This is a genomic window from Haloarcula sp. Atlit-47R (assembly GCF_003665985.1).
GTDB classification, from domain to species: domain Archaea; phylum Halobacteriota; class Halobacteria; order Halobacteriales; family Haloarculaceae; genus Haloarcula; species Haloarcula taiwanensis.
Map to the genome: position 1 here is coordinate 102,170 of NZ_QPLQ01000005.1, position 17,505 is coordinate 119,674.

The 17,505-nt window shown below is 63.3% G+C and carries 17 protein-coding genes; 9 read left to right on the plus strand and 8 right to left on the minus strand.

Annotated features, from left to right (window positions below; all coding sequences use genetic code 11):
• Positions 1-102 precede the first annotated feature (102 nt).
• Together DVK00_RS17520 and mce are read left to right on the plus strand one after the other, a co-directional pair.
• Complete coding sequence (locus DVK00_RS17520; protein WP_121537728.1) at positions 103-1,785, plus strand: methylmalonyl-CoA mutase; 1,683 nt, start codon at positions 103-105, stop codon at positions 1,783-1,785.
• A gap of 83 nt (positions 1,786-1,868) precedes the next feature.
• On the plus strand, positions 1,869-2,258 hold the full coding sequence (gene mce / locus DVK00_RS17525; protein ID WP_101349889.1) for a methylmalonyl-CoA epimerase: 390 nt from the start codon (positions 1,869-1,871) through the stop codon (positions 2,256-2,258).
• 13 nt (positions 2,259-2,271) lie between these two features.
• Here the strand turns inward: mce and DVK00_RS17530 are convergent, their stop codons facing one another.
• Positions 2,272-2,913, minus strand: a complete 642-nt coding sequence (locus DVK00_RS17530; protein ID WP_101349888.1) for an NUDIX hydrolase — start codon at positions 2,911-2,913, stop codon at positions 2,272-2,274.
• A gap of 84 nt (positions 2,914-2,997) precedes the next feature.
• On the opposite strand from DVK00_RS17530, the gene DVK00_RS17535 reads away from it, so the two are divergent.
• Complete coding sequence (locus DVK00_RS17535; protein WP_121512428.1) at positions 2,998-3,966, plus strand: sugar phosphate nucleotidyltransferase; 969 nt, start codon at positions 2,998-3,000, stop codon at positions 3,964-3,966.
• A 28-nt stretch (positions 3,967-3,994) separates the two neighbouring features.
• On the opposite strand, the gene DVK00_RS17540 is transcribed toward DVK00_RS17535, so the two are convergent.
• The 4 genes from DVK00_RS17540 to DVK00_RS17555 are packed head-to-tail and all read right to left on the minus strand — an operon-like array spanning position 3,995 to position 7,680.
• Positions 3,995-4,714 (minus strand): diphthine--ammonia ligase, encoded by a 720-nt coding sequence (locus DVK00_RS17540; RefSeq protein WP_121578114.1) that lies wholly within the window; start codon positions 4,712-4,714, stop codon positions 3,995-3,997.
• Positions 4,715-4,749: 35 nt separating this feature from the next.
• Positions 4,750-5,871, minus strand: coding sequence for a DUF373 family protein (locus tag DVK00_RS17545; RefSeq protein WP_101349885.1), 1,122 nt, complete (start codon positions 5,869-5,871; stop codon positions 4,750-4,752).
• A 40-nt stretch (positions 5,872-5,911) separates the two neighbouring features.
• Positions 5,912-6,907 carry a signal peptide peptidase SppA gene (gene sppA, locus DVK00_RS17550; RefSeq protein ID WP_121578115.1) on the minus strand — a complete coding sequence of 332 codons (996 nt, stop codon included), beginning with the start codon at positions 6,905-6,907 and terminating at the stop codon, positions 5,912-5,914.
• Positions 6,907-7,680, minus strand: a complete 774-nt coding sequence (locus DVK00_RS17555; RefSeq protein WP_121537722.1) for a proteasome assembly chaperone family protein — start codon at positions 7,678-7,680, stop codon at positions 6,907-6,909. Before DVK00_RS17555 ends, sppA begins: the two co-directional genes overlap by 1 nt.
• Positions 7,681-7,731: 51 nt before the next feature.
• Here DVK00_RS17555 and DVK00_RS17560 point away from each other — a divergent pair, with 51 nt between their 5' ends.
• Positions 7,732-8,643 (plus strand): RsmB/NOP family class I SAM-dependent RNA methyltransferase, encoded by a 912-nt coding sequence (locus DVK00_RS17560; protein WP_121578116.1) that lies wholly within the window; start codon positions 7,732-7,734, stop codon positions 8,641-8,643.
• Positions 8,640-9,140, plus strand: coding sequence for a hypothetical protein (locus DVK00_RS17565; protein ID WP_121578117.1), 501 nt, complete (start codon positions 8,640-8,642; stop codon positions 9,138-9,140). The genes DVK00_RS17560 and DVK00_RS17565 overlap by 4 nt, the downstream gene beginning before the upstream one ends.
• A gap of 32 nt (positions 9,141-9,172) precedes the next feature.
• Here the strand turns inward: DVK00_RS17565 and DVK00_RS17570 are convergent, their stop codons facing one another.
• On the minus strand, positions 9,173-10,984 hold the full coding sequence (locus DVK00_RS17570; RefSeq protein ID WP_394345574.1) for an ABC transporter ATP-binding protein: 1,812 nt from the start codon (positions 10,982-10,984) through the stop codon (positions 9,173-9,175).
• Between the two features lie 148 nt (positions 10,985-11,132).
• Between DVK00_RS17570 and DVK00_RS17575 the strand changes: the two genes are divergently transcribed.
• The 4 genes from DVK00_RS17575 (at position 11,133) to DVK00_RS17590 (ending at position 14,402) form a co-directional block, all read left to right on the plus strand.
• Entirely contained in the window at positions 11,133-11,429 is a 297-nt protein-coding gene (locus DVK00_RS17575) for a PqqD family peptide modification chaperone (RefSeq protein ID WP_121578118.1), read from the plus strand.
• Positions 11,410-11,847: a lasso peptide biosynthesis B2 protein gene (locus tag DVK00_RS17580; RefSeq protein WP_121578119.1), complete on the plus strand. Its 438-nt coding sequence runs from the start codon at positions 11,410-11,412 to the stop codon at positions 11,845-11,847. The genes DVK00_RS17575 and DVK00_RS17580 overlap by 20 nt, the downstream gene beginning before the upstream one ends.
• Positions 11,848-12,270: 423 nt before the next feature.
• The gene (locus DVK00_RS17585; protein ID WP_101349879.1) at positions 12,271-13,185 is read left to right on the plus strand and encodes a hypothetical protein; all 915 of its coding nucleotides are present in this window, start codon (positions 12,271-12,273) and stop codon (positions 13,183-13,185) included.
• A complete protein-coding gene (locus DVK00_RS17590) occupies positions 13,179-14,402 on the plus strand; it encodes a nucleotidyltransferase family protein (protein ID WP_121578120.1) in 1,224 nt (407 codons plus the stop codon). Before DVK00_RS17585 ends, DVK00_RS17590 begins: the two co-directional genes overlap by 7 nt.
• Before the next feature lie 77 nt (positions 14,403-14,479).
• Here the strand turns inward: DVK00_RS17590 and DVK00_RS17595 are convergent, their stop codons facing one another.
• Both DVK00_RS17595 and DVK00_RS17600 read right to left on the minus strand, forming a co-directional pair.
• On the minus strand, positions 14,480-16,057 hold the full coding sequence (locus DVK00_RS17595; RefSeq protein ID WP_121537714.1) for a DUF790 family protein: 1,578 nt from the start codon (positions 16,055-16,057) through the stop codon (positions 14,480-14,482).
• 68 nt (positions 16,058-16,125) lie between these two features.
• The gene (locus DVK00_RS17600) at positions 16,126-17,460 is read right to left on the minus strand and encodes a DEAD/DEAH box helicase family protein (protein WP_121537712.1); all 1,335 of its coding nucleotides are present in this window, start codon (positions 17,458-17,460) and stop codon (positions 16,126-16,128) included.
• Between the last annotated feature and the right edge of the window lie 45 nt (positions 17,461-17,505).

Here is a 17,505-nt window from a genome sequence, read left to right on the forward strand (position 1 = left end):
AACCCACCTCGGAACACCCCGCCGTGGATCGCCGTAGGAGATGTATTACAAACCGTGAAGGATTTAAGAACCCTTAAGCCTCCGCCGTCCGACAGTCCGCCCATGTTTGACCCCGACGAGCTGGCGGAGATACGGGAGTCGAAGGCTCAGTGGGAAGAAGACGACGTCCAGCCCACCGTCGACCGCTTTGGCGAACGTAAGGAGACGTTCACCACGGACACCGAGGGACACGAAGTAGACCGCCTGTACACCCCCGAAGACATCTCCGATGTCGACTACGAGGAGGACATCGGCTTCCCCGGCCAGGAGCCATACACTCGCGGCGTGTATCCGACCGGCTATCGGGGCCGACTCTGGACGATGCGCCAGTACGCCGGGATGGGGACCGCGACGGAGACCAACGAACGGTTCAACTACCTGCTCGATCAGGGCCAGACCGGGCTGTCGATGGCGTTTGACCTGCCGACGCAGATGGGCTACGACTCCGACCACGCGATGGCCGCCGGCGAGGTGGGCAAGACCGGCGTCGCTATCGACTCACTCGACGACATGGAGACCGTGTTCGACGGCATCCCGCTGGACGAGGTGTCGACGAGCATGACCATCAACGCTCCCGCATCGGTGCTTTTGGCGATGTACATCGCTGTCGGCGACAAGCAGGGCGTCGACCGCGAGGAACTTCGCGGGACCATCCAGAACGACGTCCTCAAGGAATACATCGCCCGGAACACGTTCATCTACCCGCCGGAGCCGTCGATGCGGCTCATCACCGACATCTTCGAGTTCTGCGCCGCCGAGACGCCGAAGTTCAACACAATCTCCATCTCGGGCTATCACATCCGCGAGGCCGGCTCCACGGCCGCGCAGGAGATCGCGTTCACCCTCGGCGACGGCATCGAGTACGTCGAAGCCGCCATCGACGCCGGCCTCGATGTGGACGAGTTCGCGCCCCAGCTATCGTTCTTCTTTGCCTCCTACAACAACATCTTCGAGGAGGTGGCGAAGTTCCGGGCGGCGCGTCGCCTCTGGGCGAGAATCATGGACGAGCGCTTCGACGCCCAGAACCCGAAGTCAAAACAGTTGAAGTTCCACACCCAGACCGCCGGATCAACGCTGACCGCCCAGCAGATCGAGAATAACGTCGTTCGGGTCTCCTACCAGGCGCTCGCGGCCGTCCTCGGGGGGACCCAGAGCCTCCACACCAACGGCAAAGACGAGGCTATCGGCCTGCCGACCGAGGAGTCCGTCCGAACGGCGTTGCGGACCCAGCAGATTCTCGCCCACGAGTCCGGCGCGGCGGACACCATCGACCCGCTCGCCGGGAGCTACTACGTCGAGTCGCTGACCGACGAACTCGAAGCGGAGGCCCGCGAACTCATCGAAGAGGTCGACGAGCGCGGCGGCATGCGCCGCTCCATCGAGGAGCAGTGGGTCCAGCGCCAGATTCAGGACGTGGCCTTCGAGCGCCAGCGCGAACAGGAGGAGGGCGAGCGCATCATCGTCGGCGTCAACGAGTATCAGGTCGAGGAAGAGGGCGAGCAAGACATCGAGGAGGTCGACGAGGCCGTCGAGCAGGCCCAGCAGGACAACGTCGCCACAGTTCGGGAGGAACGCGACGAGGAGGCCGTCGAAGCGAAACTCGATGCGCTCCGACAGGCCGCCGAGGGCGACGAGAACGTCATGCCCTACATCATCGACGCCGTGAAGGTGTACGCCACGACCGGCGAGGTGTGTGACGTGCTCCGGGACGTGTTCGGCGAGTACCAGCCCGGCTCGTCGATGTAAGCTCGGTCGAAACGTAAATTGCAGCCTGTTTTCCGGCCCACCATGCTCCCAGAATTATAAGCTATCCCGGTGTACGGCCGTCCATGCAATTCGACCACGCCGGCATCGCGACGGATGACGCCGACCCGCTCGCAGAACTGTTCGCTGACGCCTTCGGGACACCGGTCGTCCACGAGGAGACGTTTGATGGCCTCCACGTGACGTTTCTGGAAATGGACAACGGCTACTTCGAACTGCTAGAGCCGCTGCCGGACGCCGACGGCGCGATTCCCAGATACCTCGACAGCAACGGTCCAGGCATCCACCACGTGGCGCTAGCGACAGACGACATTGCTGCCGCGCTGGAGACTGTCAGTGACTGTGGTATCGACCGAATCGACGAGGAACCGCGACCTGGCGCGTGGGGCCACGACGTGGCGTTCCTCCATCCGAAGTCGACCGGCGGCGTGCTCGTGGAACTGGTCGAGCACTGACCGCCTGCGATACTCACTTGTCGTCGAGGAGGGCCGCAAACCGTTCCTCGGCTCCCGGCGTCAGGCGCTCGGGTGGCTCCGCGAACCACGCCGCGCCGACGAGTTCCGACTCGTCCACGTCGAGGCTCCCCTTCTTGTACTCCGCTTCGAGGTAGATATCGAGCGTATGTACCGACCCCTGTGCATCGGTGTTCGGATAGTACTTGGAGTGGACGACCTCCGCGACTCCAGTGACCGTACAGCGGATCCCTGTCTGTTCGTTGACACGGCGCATGGCTGTCCCTTGCACTGACTCGTACTCATCGCCCTTGCCGCCGCCCGGGAGTGCCCACATGTCAGCGCCGCGCCCCAGCACCAGCAGCACCCGGTCGCGGGTGTCGCCGGCAGCCTGCTCGGGTATCTGCTGGCTTAGGTCCGGAAAATTGGAGCCGTCTCGGGTGACGAACACGACGCTGTTCCCGGAGTACCCAGTGCCACGTGTCGCAGTAAACACGTCGGCATATTCGTCAGGTGATAGCTCGAAGGTCTTCTCGGTGACCGGAACCTCGTCGTAGGCCGCCTCCAGACTGGAAATGCGCTCGTCGACGTTCGTCTGGTTGATCTTTTCCGTGAGGTTCGCATCCGCAGTCCCCTGCCCGTCGGCGTCGTCAGTCATACGGGGTTGTACTCCGGGGCACCGATAAGTGCCGCGGTCCAGCCGATGAAAAAGAACTTGTATTCTGCTTGTCTCTTTTCGAACATGAAAGCGATTGTCCTTGCAGGCGGGTATGCCACCCGACTCTGGCCTGTCACCAAGCACCGGCCCAAGATGCTGCTTCCTGTCGGTGAGACGACTGTCATCGACCGGATTCTCGGCGAGTTAGAGGCGGACGATCGCATTACCGACGTGTTTGTCAGCACGAACCAGCGGTTTGCCGACGACTTCCGGGACCACATCGCCGCGAGCAACTTCGAGAAGCCGTCCCTGACCGTCGAGGAAACCGCCGAGGAGGACGAGAAGTTCGGCGTCGTCGGCGCACTCGCCCAACTGGTCGACCGAGAAGGACTCGGCGATGAAGCCCTGCTGGTCATTGCCGGCGACAACCTCATTAGCTTCGACATCGCGGAGTTCGTCGATTACTTCGAGCAGTACGACGACCCCACGCTCGCCGCCTACGATGTCGGATCCCTAGAAAAGGCCAGCTCTTACGGTCTCATCGAACTCGACGGCGAGGAAGTTACGGAGTTCCAGGAGAAGCCCGACGACCCCACCAGTACCCTCGTCTCGATTGCCTGCTACGCCTTTCCGCCCGGTGCGATTCGTTTCGACGAGTACCTCGACGACGGGAACAACCCTGACGAACCCGGCTGGTTCATCCAGTGGCTCGTCGAGGACGGGCCAGTCCGTGCGTTCACCTTCGACGACGCCTGGTACGACATCGGGACGCCCGAAAGCTATCTGGAGGCCGTCGCGTGGGAACTCGACGGGGACAGCGTTGTCGCGGAGGACGCGACCATCGAGAACACTACGCTCGGAGCGAACGTCCACGTCCTCTCGGGAGCCGAGGTCGTCAACTCAAGCCTCGACAACACCATCGTGTTCCCGGACACGATGATCCTCGATTCGGATATCCGCCAGTCGATTATCGACCGAGAGACACAGGTCGAGAGTTTAGACCTCGCCGGCGCACTCATCGGTGCACACACGCAGCTGACGGACGGGAGCTAACAGCCACCGATGTTGCAGGCGCTGTGAGTTACGCCAGCCACGCGTCTTCGATTTTGAGCGTCCCCCGACTGCCGTCCCACTCCGTCTCGTACGCCAGTTCGATTCGCCGGTCCATGTGCGGGCCGTCGGTGACCAGCGTCTCGAACTCGCCGCCCTCCCCGAGGATGTGGACACCGTACTCGTCGTTGAGCGATTCCAGTTCGTCGAGCGCGTCGGCGTCGAGCGTGCGACCCAGCCAGGACTCGTCGAGGCCGTAGGCGGCCACGCGGATAATCTGTATTTCGAAGCCGGCATCCAGCATCGCGTCGGCGAGGTCGCGTGGGTTCTCTTGCCACAGCGGCGCGAACACGTTGGCTTCGAGTCGTTCGGCCATCGATTCGATGCGGGTCGTCTGGTACTCGCTCTCGACAGCCCCGGCGGTGACACCGGTGATGCCGCCGTCCAGTTCATCGTCGAGTTCGCGCAGTGCTGCTTCCAGCGGTTCGAGTTCGGCGTCGCCCTGCTCGCCCGAGTCGGACACGTCCTCGGCCTCGAAATCGGCAGGCTCGACCTCGACCAGTGGGATGCCGATACTCTCGGCAGCCAGGCGGGCTAACCGGGTCGCCGGCACGTGATACATGTACGAGTCGCCCTCCGGATGCACCGTCACCAGTCGCTCGACGGGGTAGCCACGCTCCAGTGCCCGGTACAGCGCCCACGAGGAGTCTTTGCCGCCGGAGAACAGCGAAACCCACGCGCCGTCTGTCATGGCCGCCGGTAGCCGTCGGCGGCGTAAATCGCTGTCTATTCCACCAGTTCGTCTTCGATATCGGTGTGGCTGACGTAGGTCGCCACTCGGACGCCAACGAGACTGATGAGGATACCCGCGAGGATGAATAGCGCGAGACGGGTGCCAGCCTCCAGCAAGAACCCCTGAATCTGTACGATGCCGAGGTTCGTCTCCGGCACCTGAAACGGCTCGAACACGCCACCGCGTTCGAGGAAGTACGCAGAAAAACCACGAACGACGAGGCCGACTGCGACCGCACCGAACGGGAGATTCACGTACGCGCTCCGAACCCCCTCTTGCTGGATGAGTTCGTCCAGCAGGCGACCGAGCGAGGCGGCCAGCGCCGCGCCGGTCAGCCACGGGACGGACGCGAAGGCGAAACGGTTCGCAAGCAAGAACGGACTGATGTCACCGACCGCGGAGACGCCCAGCACGCCGGCGAAGACCCCGACGAGCGAGAGCCCGGCGGCGACGACGTAGGTCACGAGCGATACCTGTCCCGAATACAGCGCTTCCCGGGTCTGGCCGGGAAGCCGCGACAGGTACGCGTCGATACCCAGTCCCTTGTAGATGAGGAACACGCCCACGGCGGCCGCGATAGCGCCGACGGCGATGGTCGGGCTGGTGACGACGAGCAACAGCGGGAACGCGAGCATGATGATTCCCACGGGGACCAGCACTGTCTTTCGCAGTTCCTCGTCGGCCAGGAACTGCTTGAGCAGGTAGTACGTCGACTCGATGTCGCGGGCCTGACGGACGACGACGCGGTCGACGGCGTCGACCTGAACGCGGCTCTCGATGATTGGAACCAGCCGCTCGTCGTCGGCGCTGTCGACGACGACGACCGCGGAGTCGGGGTCGTGCTCGGCGACCAGACTCTCTATCTGGCTAGCTATCTCCCGGTCCGAGCCGACGCTGTCGCTCCCGCCACCGACGACGGCGAGGACCGGCGAGGACCCCTCGGCTTCGAGTTCATCGGTGACTGCGAGCCCTTCGAGGAGGCAGTTGACCCGGCTGTCTTCCGGGTCAACGACGCCCGTCTGGGTGATGAGTGACTCGACGGCGTCGCGGCCGACGACGGGACACGCCGCTGCAGCCGGACTGTCTCTGTCGATACACACCACCAGCGTAGTCACACTACGGCGAAGGCGGTCCCCGAATAAAAAACCTCCCGAGCTATCGCCGGAAGGAGAGGCCTTCGATATCGCCGTCGGCGACGCCGGCGATACCCGCACCGAGGGCGAAGGCGACCTGCTGTGTGCCCCCGCGGAGTTTCCCTGCAAGTCCGCGTTCAGGCTCGTACTCCTTGATCGTCACATCCTCGCCCAGCCGTTGTTCCAGACTCGCCTCGACATCGTCTCGCGTGCCGAGTCGGTCGACGAGTCCACGCTCGTCCGCTTCCTCGCCGAGGAAGATACGCGCCTCGGTGGCTTTGAGCGTCTCGGTGTCCATCTCGCGGCCCTCGGCCACGGTGTCGATGAACTGGTCGTAATAATCGTCAACGATACCCTGCAGGTACTCGCGCTCGTCCTCGGACATCTCCTTCAGCGGCACGCCGGCGTCCTTGTACTCACCGGCGGTGAACTGCTCGTAAGAGAGGCCCAACCGGTCGGCCAGTTCCTTGGCGTTGACCCGCGATCCGACGACGCCGATTGACCCGACGATAGAGCCCTCTCGCGCCCACAGCTCGTCACAGCCGGCGGCGATGTCGTAGCCGCCGCTTGCACACACGTCCGTCGCGTAAGCGATGGTCGGGCCGTCGAACTCCTCGGCGGCGATGCGGATGTCCTCGCTGGGGACGATTTCGCCTCCCGGCGTGTTGAGCTTCAGGAGCAGTGCCTTCGAGCCGCGGTCCTCGTCGGCCCGTTCGATCTGTTCGACGATGTCGTCAGCCGACGCACCGACCGGCGGGCTGGTGATGCCGCTACCGCCGTCACGGCTGATCGGCCCTTCGACAGCGACCTCCGCGACGTTGTGTACCGGGAGGAGGGAGCTGGCGATGTTGCTGCCGATACGGGCTGTGGCGACGGCGACAGCGACGACCAGCAGGACGCCGAGCAACTGGGCGAGGTTGTCAGGTGTTCTGACAAACAGCACCCATCCCAGAACCGTGCCGATAGCGACGACGATTACGACCAGTAGCCCACGAACGATGTCATCTGCGCCCGCCATTACTGATACATCCCGAGCGGTCGCGCGCTCGTACTCTCCTCTTGATTCTCCTGTAGTTGCTGTGCCAGCTGTGCCTTGGCGCGCCCGATTTCTTCAGCCTGCTCGACCAGCGCCTCGGTGTCGATTTCGAAGTCAGCTAGCGGACTGAGGCCCGTCTGGAGCAGCGCCCGCGCCGCTTCCGGGTCGGGGAACTGCTGGTCGGCCTCGACGATGAGTCCGACACTCGTCAGGCCGATTCGCTGTGACTCGTGGACCAGCGCGCCGGTCGGCCCAGTGATCGCGCCGTTCTCAGAGGGCGGAGTTACCTCCGCCTCGGCGAGCAGCCTCGCCCCGTCGCCCGTCGAGATGCCGTACACGCCCGGAACCCCGTCTTTCTCGGCCGGACGGCCGCTGAGATAGACCGGCGTCGCGTCGTTAGCCTCGAACCAGCTGACCATACAGCCGGCGAACTCCTTCGCGCCGGACGGGGACACCGGGGCGTCGCTCTGAAGAACGAGCAGGTCACGGTCCTCGTCCGCGTACAGTCGGACCGGCGGGCGAACGTCCGGGTCGTCCGTTCCGTACACGGCGATTTCTGGCAGCCCTTCGCAGTGAGCCGACGCGTAGTACTCCATGTCGTATAGGTCGACAAGGTGGTCAGCGGCTATCTTGCCGACGAGTCCAACACCCGGGAGCCCCTCGACCAGCGTCGGGGAGTCAAGGGCGATATCGTCGCGGTGGACCTGTATGTGTGCCATATCTCGAATGTCGGCCGCCGACGGCTTGAAAGCCATGGGCCACTGCCGTTCGAAACCCACAAACCGACCGCCAGCGAACGCCGGACAATGGAACCTCTCGACCGCTACCGTCCCATCGTCGACGACTTCGAGGCGTTCATCGACGCGTGTGAACGCCCGCTGCCGTCGGCCGTTCGGGTCAACACCATCAAAGCAACCGTCGAGCGGGTCCGGACGGCGCTCGCCGACACGGACATCGCCCACGACCCCGTCGACTGGCACGACGGCCTGTTCGTCCTGCCCGATGACTCTCCCGGCGCGAACTGGCCGTACTTCCACGGCTGGATTCACGGCCAGGAAGAGGTGTCGGCGATTCCGGCGACCGTACTGGACCCGCAGCCCGGCGACCGGGTCTGGGACGCCTGTGCCGCGCCGGGCAGCAAGACGACCCAGCTCGCCGCGCTGATGGACGACACCGGCGAGGTCGTCGCGACCGACAACAACCTCGGGCGCATCTCGGCGCTGCGGACGAACACCGAGCGGCTGGGCGCGACGACGGTCGCCGTCACCCACGAGGACGGCCGCAACCACTCGCTCAAGCCCTTCGGCGGCGAGGGGTACGACCGCGCGCTCGTCGACGTGCCCTGCTCCTGTGAGGGGACCATCAGAAAGAACCCCGACACGCTGGCGGACTGGTCGCTCTCGCACGTCGAAGGCATCTCCGGTGTTCAGAAAGGCATCCTCAAGCGGGCCGTCGAGGTGACCAAGCCGGGCGGCACCGTCGTCTACTCCACCTGCACGTTCGCTCCGGAGGAAAACGAGGCCGTGCTGGACTACGTGCTCGACGAGGTGGCCTGTGAAATCGTCGAGTACGACCTCCCACTGGACCACGCTCCGGGCATCACCGAGTGGCAGGACGAGCGCTTCGACCCCAGCGTGGCAAACGCCAAGCGCATCTATCCGCATCACAACGATACGGGCGGGTTCTTCTGTGCGAAACTGGAGGTGCGAGCGGAATGAGCGACCAGAGCACGGAGTTCACACGGCTCCCAGAGGCAGACGACGAGCGCGAGGACCCCGACCGGGCGACCCGCGACGAAGTGCTTGAGTTCTGGCAGGACCGCTTTGGCGTCCCGCCGGATACGTTCGAGGGGTACACCTTCTGGGAACGCGGCGCCGGCAAACTGTGGCTGTATCGGGGTCGCCCGCCGTCACCGGTGGACATCGAGGGGCTTGGGATGACGTTCCTGCGGACGCGCCAGGAACACTGGAAACCGACGCTGGAGGCCGTCCAGCGGTTCGGCGACCGCGCCACGCAGAACGTCATCCACCTCGATGAGGACGCCGCCCGAGCGTTCGTCGCCGGCGAGGACCGGGAACTCGACTGGGACGGCGACTGGGGATATCTCGTCGTCACTCACGATCTCGCCGGTGAGGCTGAACCGGTCGGCGTCGGCCTGTACGTCTACGGCGAACTCAGGTCACAGGTGCCGAAAGGGCGCCGTCGAGAGGTCTGATCTGGTGGCCCACCCGTCCCAGTGAGCGCCGCTCAACCGCTTGAAGACTGTGTGGCTGCCGTTCCCTGCATCGCGTACAGCTCCGCGTACGTCCCGCCGTCGTCGAGTAGTTCGGCGTGGCTGCCCTGTTCTGTGACCTGCCCGTCCGCGACGGTGTAGATTCGGTCGGCGTTCGAGACGGTCGAGAGCCGGTGGGCGATTGCGATCACGGTCTGGTCCCCGTCAAGCGTCTCGACAGTACGGTGGATTTGCCGTTCCAGATTCGAGTCGAGGTCGCTGGTTGCCTCATCGAGTACGAGTATCTCTGCATCCGTCAGCAGCGCGCGGGCCAGTGCGACGCGCTGGCGTTGCCCGCCGGAGAGTTTCACGCCGTCGTCGCCCAGCACCGTGTCGAGCCCTTGCGGGAGGTCCTCGAGAAATTCGAGAACGAGGGCCTTCTCTGCGACCTCGTACAGCGTCTCGTCGGAAATATCCCTGCCGATGGTGAGGTTGTACCGCAAGGAGTCGTTGAAGATATGCGGGTCCTGTCGGACCATCGCAACAGCGTCACGCCATTCGTCGAGGGCATATGTCGAAATCGGCGTCCCGTTTGCCAGGATGTCACCACTGTCCGGCTCGTAGAGCCGAGCGAGCAACGAGACGACTGTTGATTTACCGCCGCCGGATTCGCCGACGATGCCAACGAACTCCCCCCGCTCGACAGCCATCGAGAAGTCCGCAAGCACTGGCTCGTCCTCGTAGGCGAACGAGACGTTCTCGAACGCGAGGGCCTCGATTCGGGCCGGAACCGACTGCCCGTTAGTTGGCTCCTGCTGGGCCTCAAGGCGGTCGATAAACTGGTGGGTTCGGACCAGATGTGGGAGCTCCCCCTCGATAGCGTAGATGGTAGAGTTGAGCGAACTCAGCCGGGGGGCGAGTCGGAGCATCGCGAACAGGAACACGCCGAGTTCCGCGATAGACAGCGCCCGAAAACTGATGGCGACGTAGACGAGCCCAAACAGGAGCAGCGAGACTGAGAGCCGATAGAGGCTTCCGATTGCGACCTGGTTCCGGCGAACGGCGACACTGGTTGCAGTGTATCGGTCGAGTGTATCCCGGAACTCAGCAAGCAGTCCGTCGCGCATACCAAACAGCTTCACGTCACGGATCCCCTGCGTCCCCGCCTGTGTTGTCTCCTGCAGTTGTTCGTTTGCCGTCGCCACACGGTCGCCGACAGCGTAGCCGGGCTCGATGCCGTATCTGATAATCGCCGTGACGCCGCCGAGGGCGACAGCCGCACCGACTGCCAGCACCGGTGCGATAGCTAGTGCGATTCCGATATACACCAGGCAGAGGATTCCCTGCTGGAAGAACTGGATGATCCGACCGATGACACGGCCAGCGTACCGGGTCTGTGTCAGAATCGTGTTCATGATGTCGTCGGACCCCTTGTCGTCGTAGTAGGCAACCGACGCGCCCATCGCCAGTTCGTAGGCCCTGTTCTTGAGATCGCGTTCGTACGTCTGTGTAAGCTTCGCTGCGAGCCATTTCACCGCAAACGATGCCGTGTATCGGATAACCATCACGCACGCGAGGCCGACCAACATGAATTCGAGCGTGAGCGGCAGTCCTGCAGCGGCGTACGCCGAAAGGAACTGACCGGTGACGCCGTCCGCCTGAAGCGGGAGACCCTGCCCGGCCTGTGCGGCGTCGAGTATCGGAAACAGGAACGAGAGGCCAACACCCTCCAGTAGCATCACGAAGAGGCTGGCTGCGACGATACTCCCTGTCAACGCCGGACGGTACAGTGCCACGCGGCGCAACGATGCGTATTTTTCACTGACGGAGGGAGTAGCAGCCACCATTGTTCCCGATGCGGTTTCTATGCGGCATAGTTACCGACTTACTACGGTCGGTTCCTACGGGCGCGAAGGGCACGTCTTACGGTGATCAGAATTGCCACGGGGGTGAAAAGGGTCCATAACAAATAGTGCGAGTATCGCCGATATCCACATGGTCGCAATAGATTCCGGATCGACTGTCGTCGCAACTGACGACTGTGTCACCACAACTATCGACGGCGAGATCGTGCTGCTCAACAACGAGACGGGGCAGTATCAGGGCCTGACAGGGGTTGGCCCGGATATCTGGGATCGGGTTCAGGAACCGACGGAACCAGCGGACATCGTCTCGGCGCTGGTCAGAGAGTACGATATCGACAGAGACCGAGCAGTAAATGACGTGGAACGTTTTCTGGAAACGCTTGCCGCGGAGCAACTCATCAAGATCGATGAGAGCCCGACTCCGTGATTTCAGAGCGTTGTCATGGGCGCAGAAGCTATTCCTCTGTGAAGCAGTGGTACTGATCGTTACGAGCAAAGTACTGCTTACAGTCGCTGGGCTGGAAGACGCAGAGCGCTGTTTCGGCACGGTCTCTCAGTTTCTCCCGTGTCATCGTCAGTCTGGATCACCAGAAGTGGTACGCTGGGCGGTTTTGACAGCAGTATCACATCTTCCGGGCACCTACGACTGTCTTGATCGAGCACTGACTGGTAGCACACTGCTGGAGGCGAGCGACTTGCCACACTGTCTCCGCTTCGGCGTGGATACGCAATCCAACACTTTCGAGGCCCACGCCTGGATCGAGTCGAACGGTGAGGTCCTCATTGGGGATGTCGACAACTTTGGGCGTTTCCAAATACTCACTGAACACGAAGTGCGTGGCTAACGGATAGTAAATACCCTATTCTCTCGAAATTTAGCAGTAATAGATTATATAACAAATACAAAAACATCTGAAAGCAGAGGTGGGGGTAACCCATGAAGGAATACGAAACGCCGTCGGTAGAAACGTACGGAACTGTCGAAGAAAAGACGAACTGGTGGGACCACGACGACGGATACGGGAAGTGGGACTAGCGTCCACAGCCGGTTCACATATCTAATAGTTTCCTTTTTATCGGCACTCGACATTGGCACCGTTCAGTGGATACATCGCGACGGTTTTGTGCCTGTGTGCTGGGAGTAGAGAGTCCATTCTTATCCACCACAGCAGTCAAGCGGTCTGGTATGAATCAGGGGCGCCGTCGATGGGGTGTATCTCAGCATGGATGGAACCAATGGACAGCCACGCAGGGAGGCAACTAGCAGGATGGCAACGGCAAAGACAGCCACGTACGAAGCCTTTGGACTGACAGTCCGCTCTGCTTTCGACGTACCGGAGCTTCCGCTCGCTGAGCCAGCGCCCGACGGGCAGGCTGACGTCACCATCACTGACGAATGTATTCCTCGCCCACTGGCTGCAGACCCCCGGTCGACCTTTCACGCGGTAGACGAGCGCGAATACTATCTGCTATACGACGCCGCAACGGTCAGAATTCTCGACGGGAAATCCATCGCTGTAGACCCGGCCTCGGACGTGCCAAGCGAAGTCCTCCGCCACGTACTGGTTGGCCCGGCGTTGAACCATCTGCTGGATCAGCGCGGCTACTTCGTGCTGCATGCCAGTACCGTCAGCATCGACGGGCGTGCAGTGGCGTTCGTCGGAGAGTCGGGGGTCGGAAAAACGACAACTGCGATGGCCTGCCTGCTCGATGGACACCGTGTCCTCAGCGACGACGTGGCTGCGATAGCGCTGGACGATGAAGGACCGATTGTCCGAAGCGGCTACCCATCGATGAAACTCGACCCGGAGGCGGTCGAGATGTTTGACCCCCCGGTCGAACCGCCGGAACAGGTCCACAGCGGACGCCCTCGACATTTCTACGGACTCAGGCACGACCAGCCCGCGACTCCGGTGCCGCTAGAACGGATTTATTTGCTCGAAGACGGCGAGACAATCGAGGTGGACGCAGTCAGGCCGGACAAACAGGTCATGGCGCTCGTAGATAACACGTATACGCTGGGCGCGCTGGAAGCCGACGGCCAGGCTGTATCCAATTTCAACGCCTGTGGTGAGATTGTCGATGTGACAGATATAAAACGGCTCCGCCGGCCGCGTCATCTCGATGCGATCCCGGATGTCGCAGCCCGGATTCAATCTGATCTCCAGAGTGACTCATGCTGACGGAGGCTGAACCCGAACTCCGACTGGTACTCAATTGTACTCGTACCGCAACTATCACCGGCGCTTCCCCCGAGCCTCCCACGAGGGATGGCACGCCGGACTGGGACCGCGTCGTTGAACTCGCCCGGTACCACGGCGTCGTGCAACTCCTCTATGAGGGGCTGGAAGCGATGGCACGCAAGTGTGGTGATGACTTCACCGTGCCGGAGGCCGTGTTGACACGACTTAGCAGCATCGTACAGGGAAAGCAGATGCGAAATCTCGCGTTCACGACCGAGCTGCAGCAGATACTGAAACGCTTCGAGGCACGCGGGGTGCGCGCGATACCGTTCAAGGGGCCGGCGCTGTCAGCCGCTGCCTACGATGACGCAACGGTGCGTGAGTACAACGACTTGGATCTGCTCGTCCATCCGGAAGATATCCCCGTCGCTGCGGATATTCTGGAAGAGAGGGGATACGAATGGCACGGGGGCACGCCGCGGCTGGACGACGCCGCGCTGTTAGGTGGTCCTGTGACGAAAGCTATCGTTCACGAGTACGAGATGCGAGGTCCAGATTTCGACGTGGAGCTTCGCTGGCGTGTTGGCGATGCCGAGCGACCGTTCTCCATACCGTTCAGTGAACTCTGGGATCACCGCGACACCGTATCGGTCGGCGGTCAACCGCTTCCAGCGCTTGCACAGCCAGACCGACTGCTCGTGCTGGCTTTCCACGGAACCAAGCACCGCTGGTATCTCCTGAAGTGGCTCTGTGATTTCGTTGCGGCACTGGAGTCGACAGAAGCCGACTGGCCACACGTCCTTGCTCGGGCGCGGGAAACCGGCGTTGAGCGAAATCTACTGCTCGGGGCCGCACTCGCCCATTCTGTCTTCGGATATTCCCTCCCAGCGCCGATACTGGACCGCCTTCGCACGGATAGCCGCGTCTCCGAATTAGTCGAGGACGTCGTCGAGTCGCTGGCTGCCGGGACGCCAGAGGCGCCCACGAAGTTCGAAGCCGCTCGGTTTTACCTGACTGCCAGCGATTCGATGACTGCGCTGGTTCCGTTCTTGCTGTTGTATTCGCCACTTCACCCGACCTACTCGGAGTATCAGTTTTACCCGCTTCCTGGTCCATTGCATCCGCTGTACTACGTTATCTGGCCGCTCCGACTCCTCCTCGAAACGCCACAGTGGCGGCGACAGTCTTCTGAGGAGCAACTTGACGAGCCGACCTGAGCGACGGTGGCTCCATTCATTGCGGTGTGGATCTGCTGTATTTGAGAGCGGGTTCCCCGCCGTTTCTCACAGCCCATTCACTCCCGTGGCTGGATTGTCCCCTCACCAAGTCCTTTCCAGACGACGCGATAGCCAAGGCGTGCGAGCGCAGCGCTGTCGTCCTTGATACCGTAGTCGGCCAGCCGGTCGGTCGCCGCCTCGTATGCCATCCCGGGTTCAATTTCATCAGCCAGTTCGTCCAGCACAGTGGGATCGATGAGCGTGCGGCCGACGCGCTCGTGAGCCGGAAAGGCCACGTTTTCTAGCGCATCCTCGCTGACACCGTACTCCGCGGCGAGGTCGGCGAGCGAGATAACGCTGGCATCCGGACGCAGTTTGTCGGGTATCTCCGCAGCGCTCTCACGCACGAGTCGCTCCTCGTAGGGTCGCAGGGCGTCCCGCACGTCTTTCACGCTGACTGTCCCGGCATACGGGATTGCCCGGTTGTCTGTCGCTTCGATTTCCTCCCCGACGCCGAGCGATTCGTCGACGGCGACCAGCATCTCCACGTCCTCCAAGGCGTCGAGGCGGGCGAGTTTTTTCTCGACGTACTCCGGCGTCCAGAAGCCCATAATCTCGAAGAAGACGCGGAAGGGGGCGTCCTCACCGGCAGTCCCGTCAGCCCTGTCCGAATCTCTGCCGCGCCCGGTGTCCCGAACCCCGGTGTCGGCCCCGGGTCGCCACTCGAAGGCGAAGTCCGGGATGACGACGTGTTCGCCCGCGGCCAGGGGCTCCGGCTCGCGGACGAGGTCCCAGTCGAGATCCAGCGCGGCGAATCGGCCCGCGAAGTCCGCTTCGACCCCGCTGTCGTAGCTGACCTCCGTTACGGGCTCGACACCGGGCACGGAGATGTCTCCGTCTGAGACGGTGAGTTCCCGCTCGGTACCCCGGTCGTCGATGGTCGCCGTCAGCTCCCACTCGCTCGCAGCCGCGACCGTGCGCAGGAGGCGGGCGAACCGGGTCCCGTACCGGCGCGTGTTCGAGAACAGTGCGTCCGGCCCCGTGACGACCACTTCGCGGCCGGTCTCCGTCCGGCGAATCTCGTACATCAGCCGGAGGCGTTTGACCGCCGAGACGAGTGCCTTCGGGTCCGAAGAGCGGACCCGAAGTTCCGTTGCGTCGAACAGCGCCGTCTGCGCCAGCGAGAGGTTGTACTGGGTCCGCAGTTCGGCCGGCCCCCAGCGGGAATCGACATCGGTGAGAATCTGTCGTGAGTCCCGGTCGGCGTACAGCGCGTCGGCCAGCGCGGCGGCGTCCGTGTCGAAGTGGTCGGCGGCCTCTGCGAGTGCCTGTTCGCGCTCGGCCTCGCTCACGACGCCGACGCCCGCGGCGGCTTCGAACACCCGGCGACGGGCTCGGACAGGGTCGACCGGTGCTCGCGTCTCGAAGGTGGCCTCTCGCTCGACGAGCTTCGCCAGCCCGCGGACCAGCTTGAAATCGTCGGCTTCACGCTCTACGTCCACAAGTGCCGCCTCCAGCGTCTCGCGGGACTCGCCGACGTGGCCCTGGTAGATCCCGAGCACGCGGGCCGCCAGCCGCTCCGCGTCGGCGTCGGCGAACTGCAAATGATAGCCGCCGCCGGCCCGCGAGACGCGCAGGAGGTCTTTCGTCAGCACACGCGTGCCTCCGCCGTGGAGCGACAAAAACGCTGTCGACAGCCGCCGCGGTGCGGAACGACGGCGCGCTACCGCCGCCGCCTGGCGACCCGCTCTTCCGCGGTCTCTTCGGTCACGAGTTCGTACAGTAGTGCCCGTCCGCTGTCGGCTTTCGGCCGGAGAATCCGGCCGAGTCGCTGGGTAAACTCCCGCTCTGAACCGCTCCCCGAGAGGACTACGGCGACGTTCGCGTCGGGCACGTCAACACCCTCGTCGAGGACGTTCGCCGTCACGACCCGCGAGTACGTCCCGTCGCGGAACCGCTCCAGAATCTCCCGGCGCTCGCTCGCCCCAGTTTCGTGCGTTATCGCCGGAATCAGGAACTGCTCGGAGAGCCGATACACGAGGTCGGTGTGGGCGGTGAAGACGATGATTCGGTCCCCGCGGTGGCGGTCCAGAATCGTCGCCAGCCGGTCGACCTTCCGCTGGGCGTTCATCATCACCTCGCGGGCGCGCTGTTTCGCCAGCAGCGCCTCGCGGGCCGCCGGGTCGTTACCGGACCGCTTCACGAGTTCCTGGTAGTCGCTACCCGACCGGAGCTGGATGTTTGACTGCTTGAGGTAGTCGGTGAAGATTCCCTGCTGTTCCTCGTAGCGCTCTCGTTCGTCCGGCGTGAGCGAAACCTCGATCCGCTTGATGTCGTAGTCCGCGAGATGCTCACCCGCCAGGTCGTCGACGCTGACTCGCCGGACGAGCGGCCCGACGAGTTCTTCGATGACCTCGTGGGCTCCGTCCGCCCGCTCGAACGTCGCCGTCAGTCCCAGTCTAGCCGGGGCAGCGAACAGGCGGGCGATGTCGCGGTATCCCTCGCCGCCGAGGTGGTGGACCTCGTCGAAGACCACGAGCCCGAACCGGTCGCCGAGTTCGTCGGCCCGCAGGTACGCGGAATCATACGTCGAAACCGTGATATCCTCGATTCGCTGTTCGCCCCCGCCCATGCGGCCGACCGGCTGGTCGAACTCCCGCTGTAGCTCGCGTTGCCACTGCTCCAGCAGGTCGATGGTCGGAACCACGATCAGGGCTGGCGTCCCCAGCGCGACCAGTGCTGCGATGCCGATAACGGTCTTGCCACTCCCCGTCGGTAATTCGAGACACCCCCTGTCGTCGGCTTCGCGCCAGGCGTCTAGAGCCGCCTGCTGGTAGTCTCTGAGGTCGTACGCCGTCGAGAGCGACAGGGACGGGAGAGAGCAGACGCAGTCCTCGTATGCTAGCCCACGCTCATCGAGTTCGGCTGCGAGTTCGGCGTACCGGTAGGCCGGCGCTCGCCCTGTCTGTGAACGCCGGTCGTACTCGACAGCGGGCAGGTCCGACGGCGGGTCCCCTGACACGCGGATTGTTCCCGACTCGTACCTCAGCTCCAGCACATCCGGTGATTCGCCGGTCCGGCCGATAACGCTTTCGCGGGCTGC

Excerpts from the sequence above, each read along its gene's own strand:
- DVK00_RS17585 (WP_101349879.1), top strand. The coding sequence starts at position 12,271 with ATGGCAACGGCAAAGACAGCCACGTACGAAGCCTTTGGACTGACAGTC.
- DVK00_RS17570 (WP_394345574.1), bottom strand. The coding sequence starts at position 10,984 with ATGGTGGCTGCTACTCCCTCCGTCAGTGAAAAATACGCATCGTTGCGC.
- DVK00_RS17555 (WP_121537722.1), bottom strand. The coding sequence starts at position 7,680 with ATGGCTTTCAAGCCGTCGGCGGCCGACATTCGAGATATGGCACACATA.
- DVK00_RS17520 (WP_121537728.1), top strand. The coding sequence starts at position 103 with ATGTTTGACCCCGACGAGCTGGCGGAGATACGGGAGTCGAAGGCTCAG.
- DVK00_RS17580 (WP_121578119.1), top strand. The coding sequence starts at position 11,410 with ATGAGAGCCCGACTCCGTGATTTCAGAGCGTTGTCATGGGCGCAGAAG.
- DVK00_RS17530 (WP_101349888.1), bottom strand. The coding sequence starts at position 2,913 with ATGACTGACGACGCCGACGGGCAGGGGACTGCGGATGCGAACCTCACG.
- DVK00_RS17535 (WP_121512428.1), top strand. The coding sequence starts at position 2,998 with ATGAAAGCGATTGTCCTTGCAGGCGGGTATGCCACCCGACTCTGGCCT.
- DVK00_RS17540 (WP_121578114.1), bottom strand. The coding sequence starts at position 4,714 with ATGACAGACGGCGCGTGGGTTTCGCTGTTCTCCGGCGGCAAAGACTCC.
- mce (WP_101349889.1), top strand. The coding sequence starts at position 1,869 with ATGCAATTCGACCACGCCGGCATCGCGACGGATGACGCCGACCCGCTC.
- DVK00_RS17590 (WP_121578120.1), top strand. The coding sequence starts at position 13,179 with ATGCTGACGGAGGCTGAACCCGAACTCCGACTGGTACTCAATTGTACT.
- DVK00_RS17565 (WP_121578117.1), top strand. The coding sequence starts at position 8,640 with ATGAGCGACCAGAGCACGGAGTTCACACGGCTCCCAGAGGCAGACGAC.
- DVK00_RS17575 (WP_121578118.1), top strand. The coding sequence starts at position 11,133 with ATGGTCGCAATAGATTCCGGATCGACTGTCGTCGCAACTGACGACTGT.
- DVK00_RS17560 (WP_121578116.1), top strand. The coding sequence starts at position 7,732 with ATGGAACCTCTCGACCGCTACCGTCCCATCGTCGACGACTTCGAGGCG.
- sppA (WP_121578115.1), bottom strand. The coding sequence starts at position 6,907 with ATGGCGGGCGCAGATGACATCGTTCGTGGGCTACTGGTCGTAATCGTC.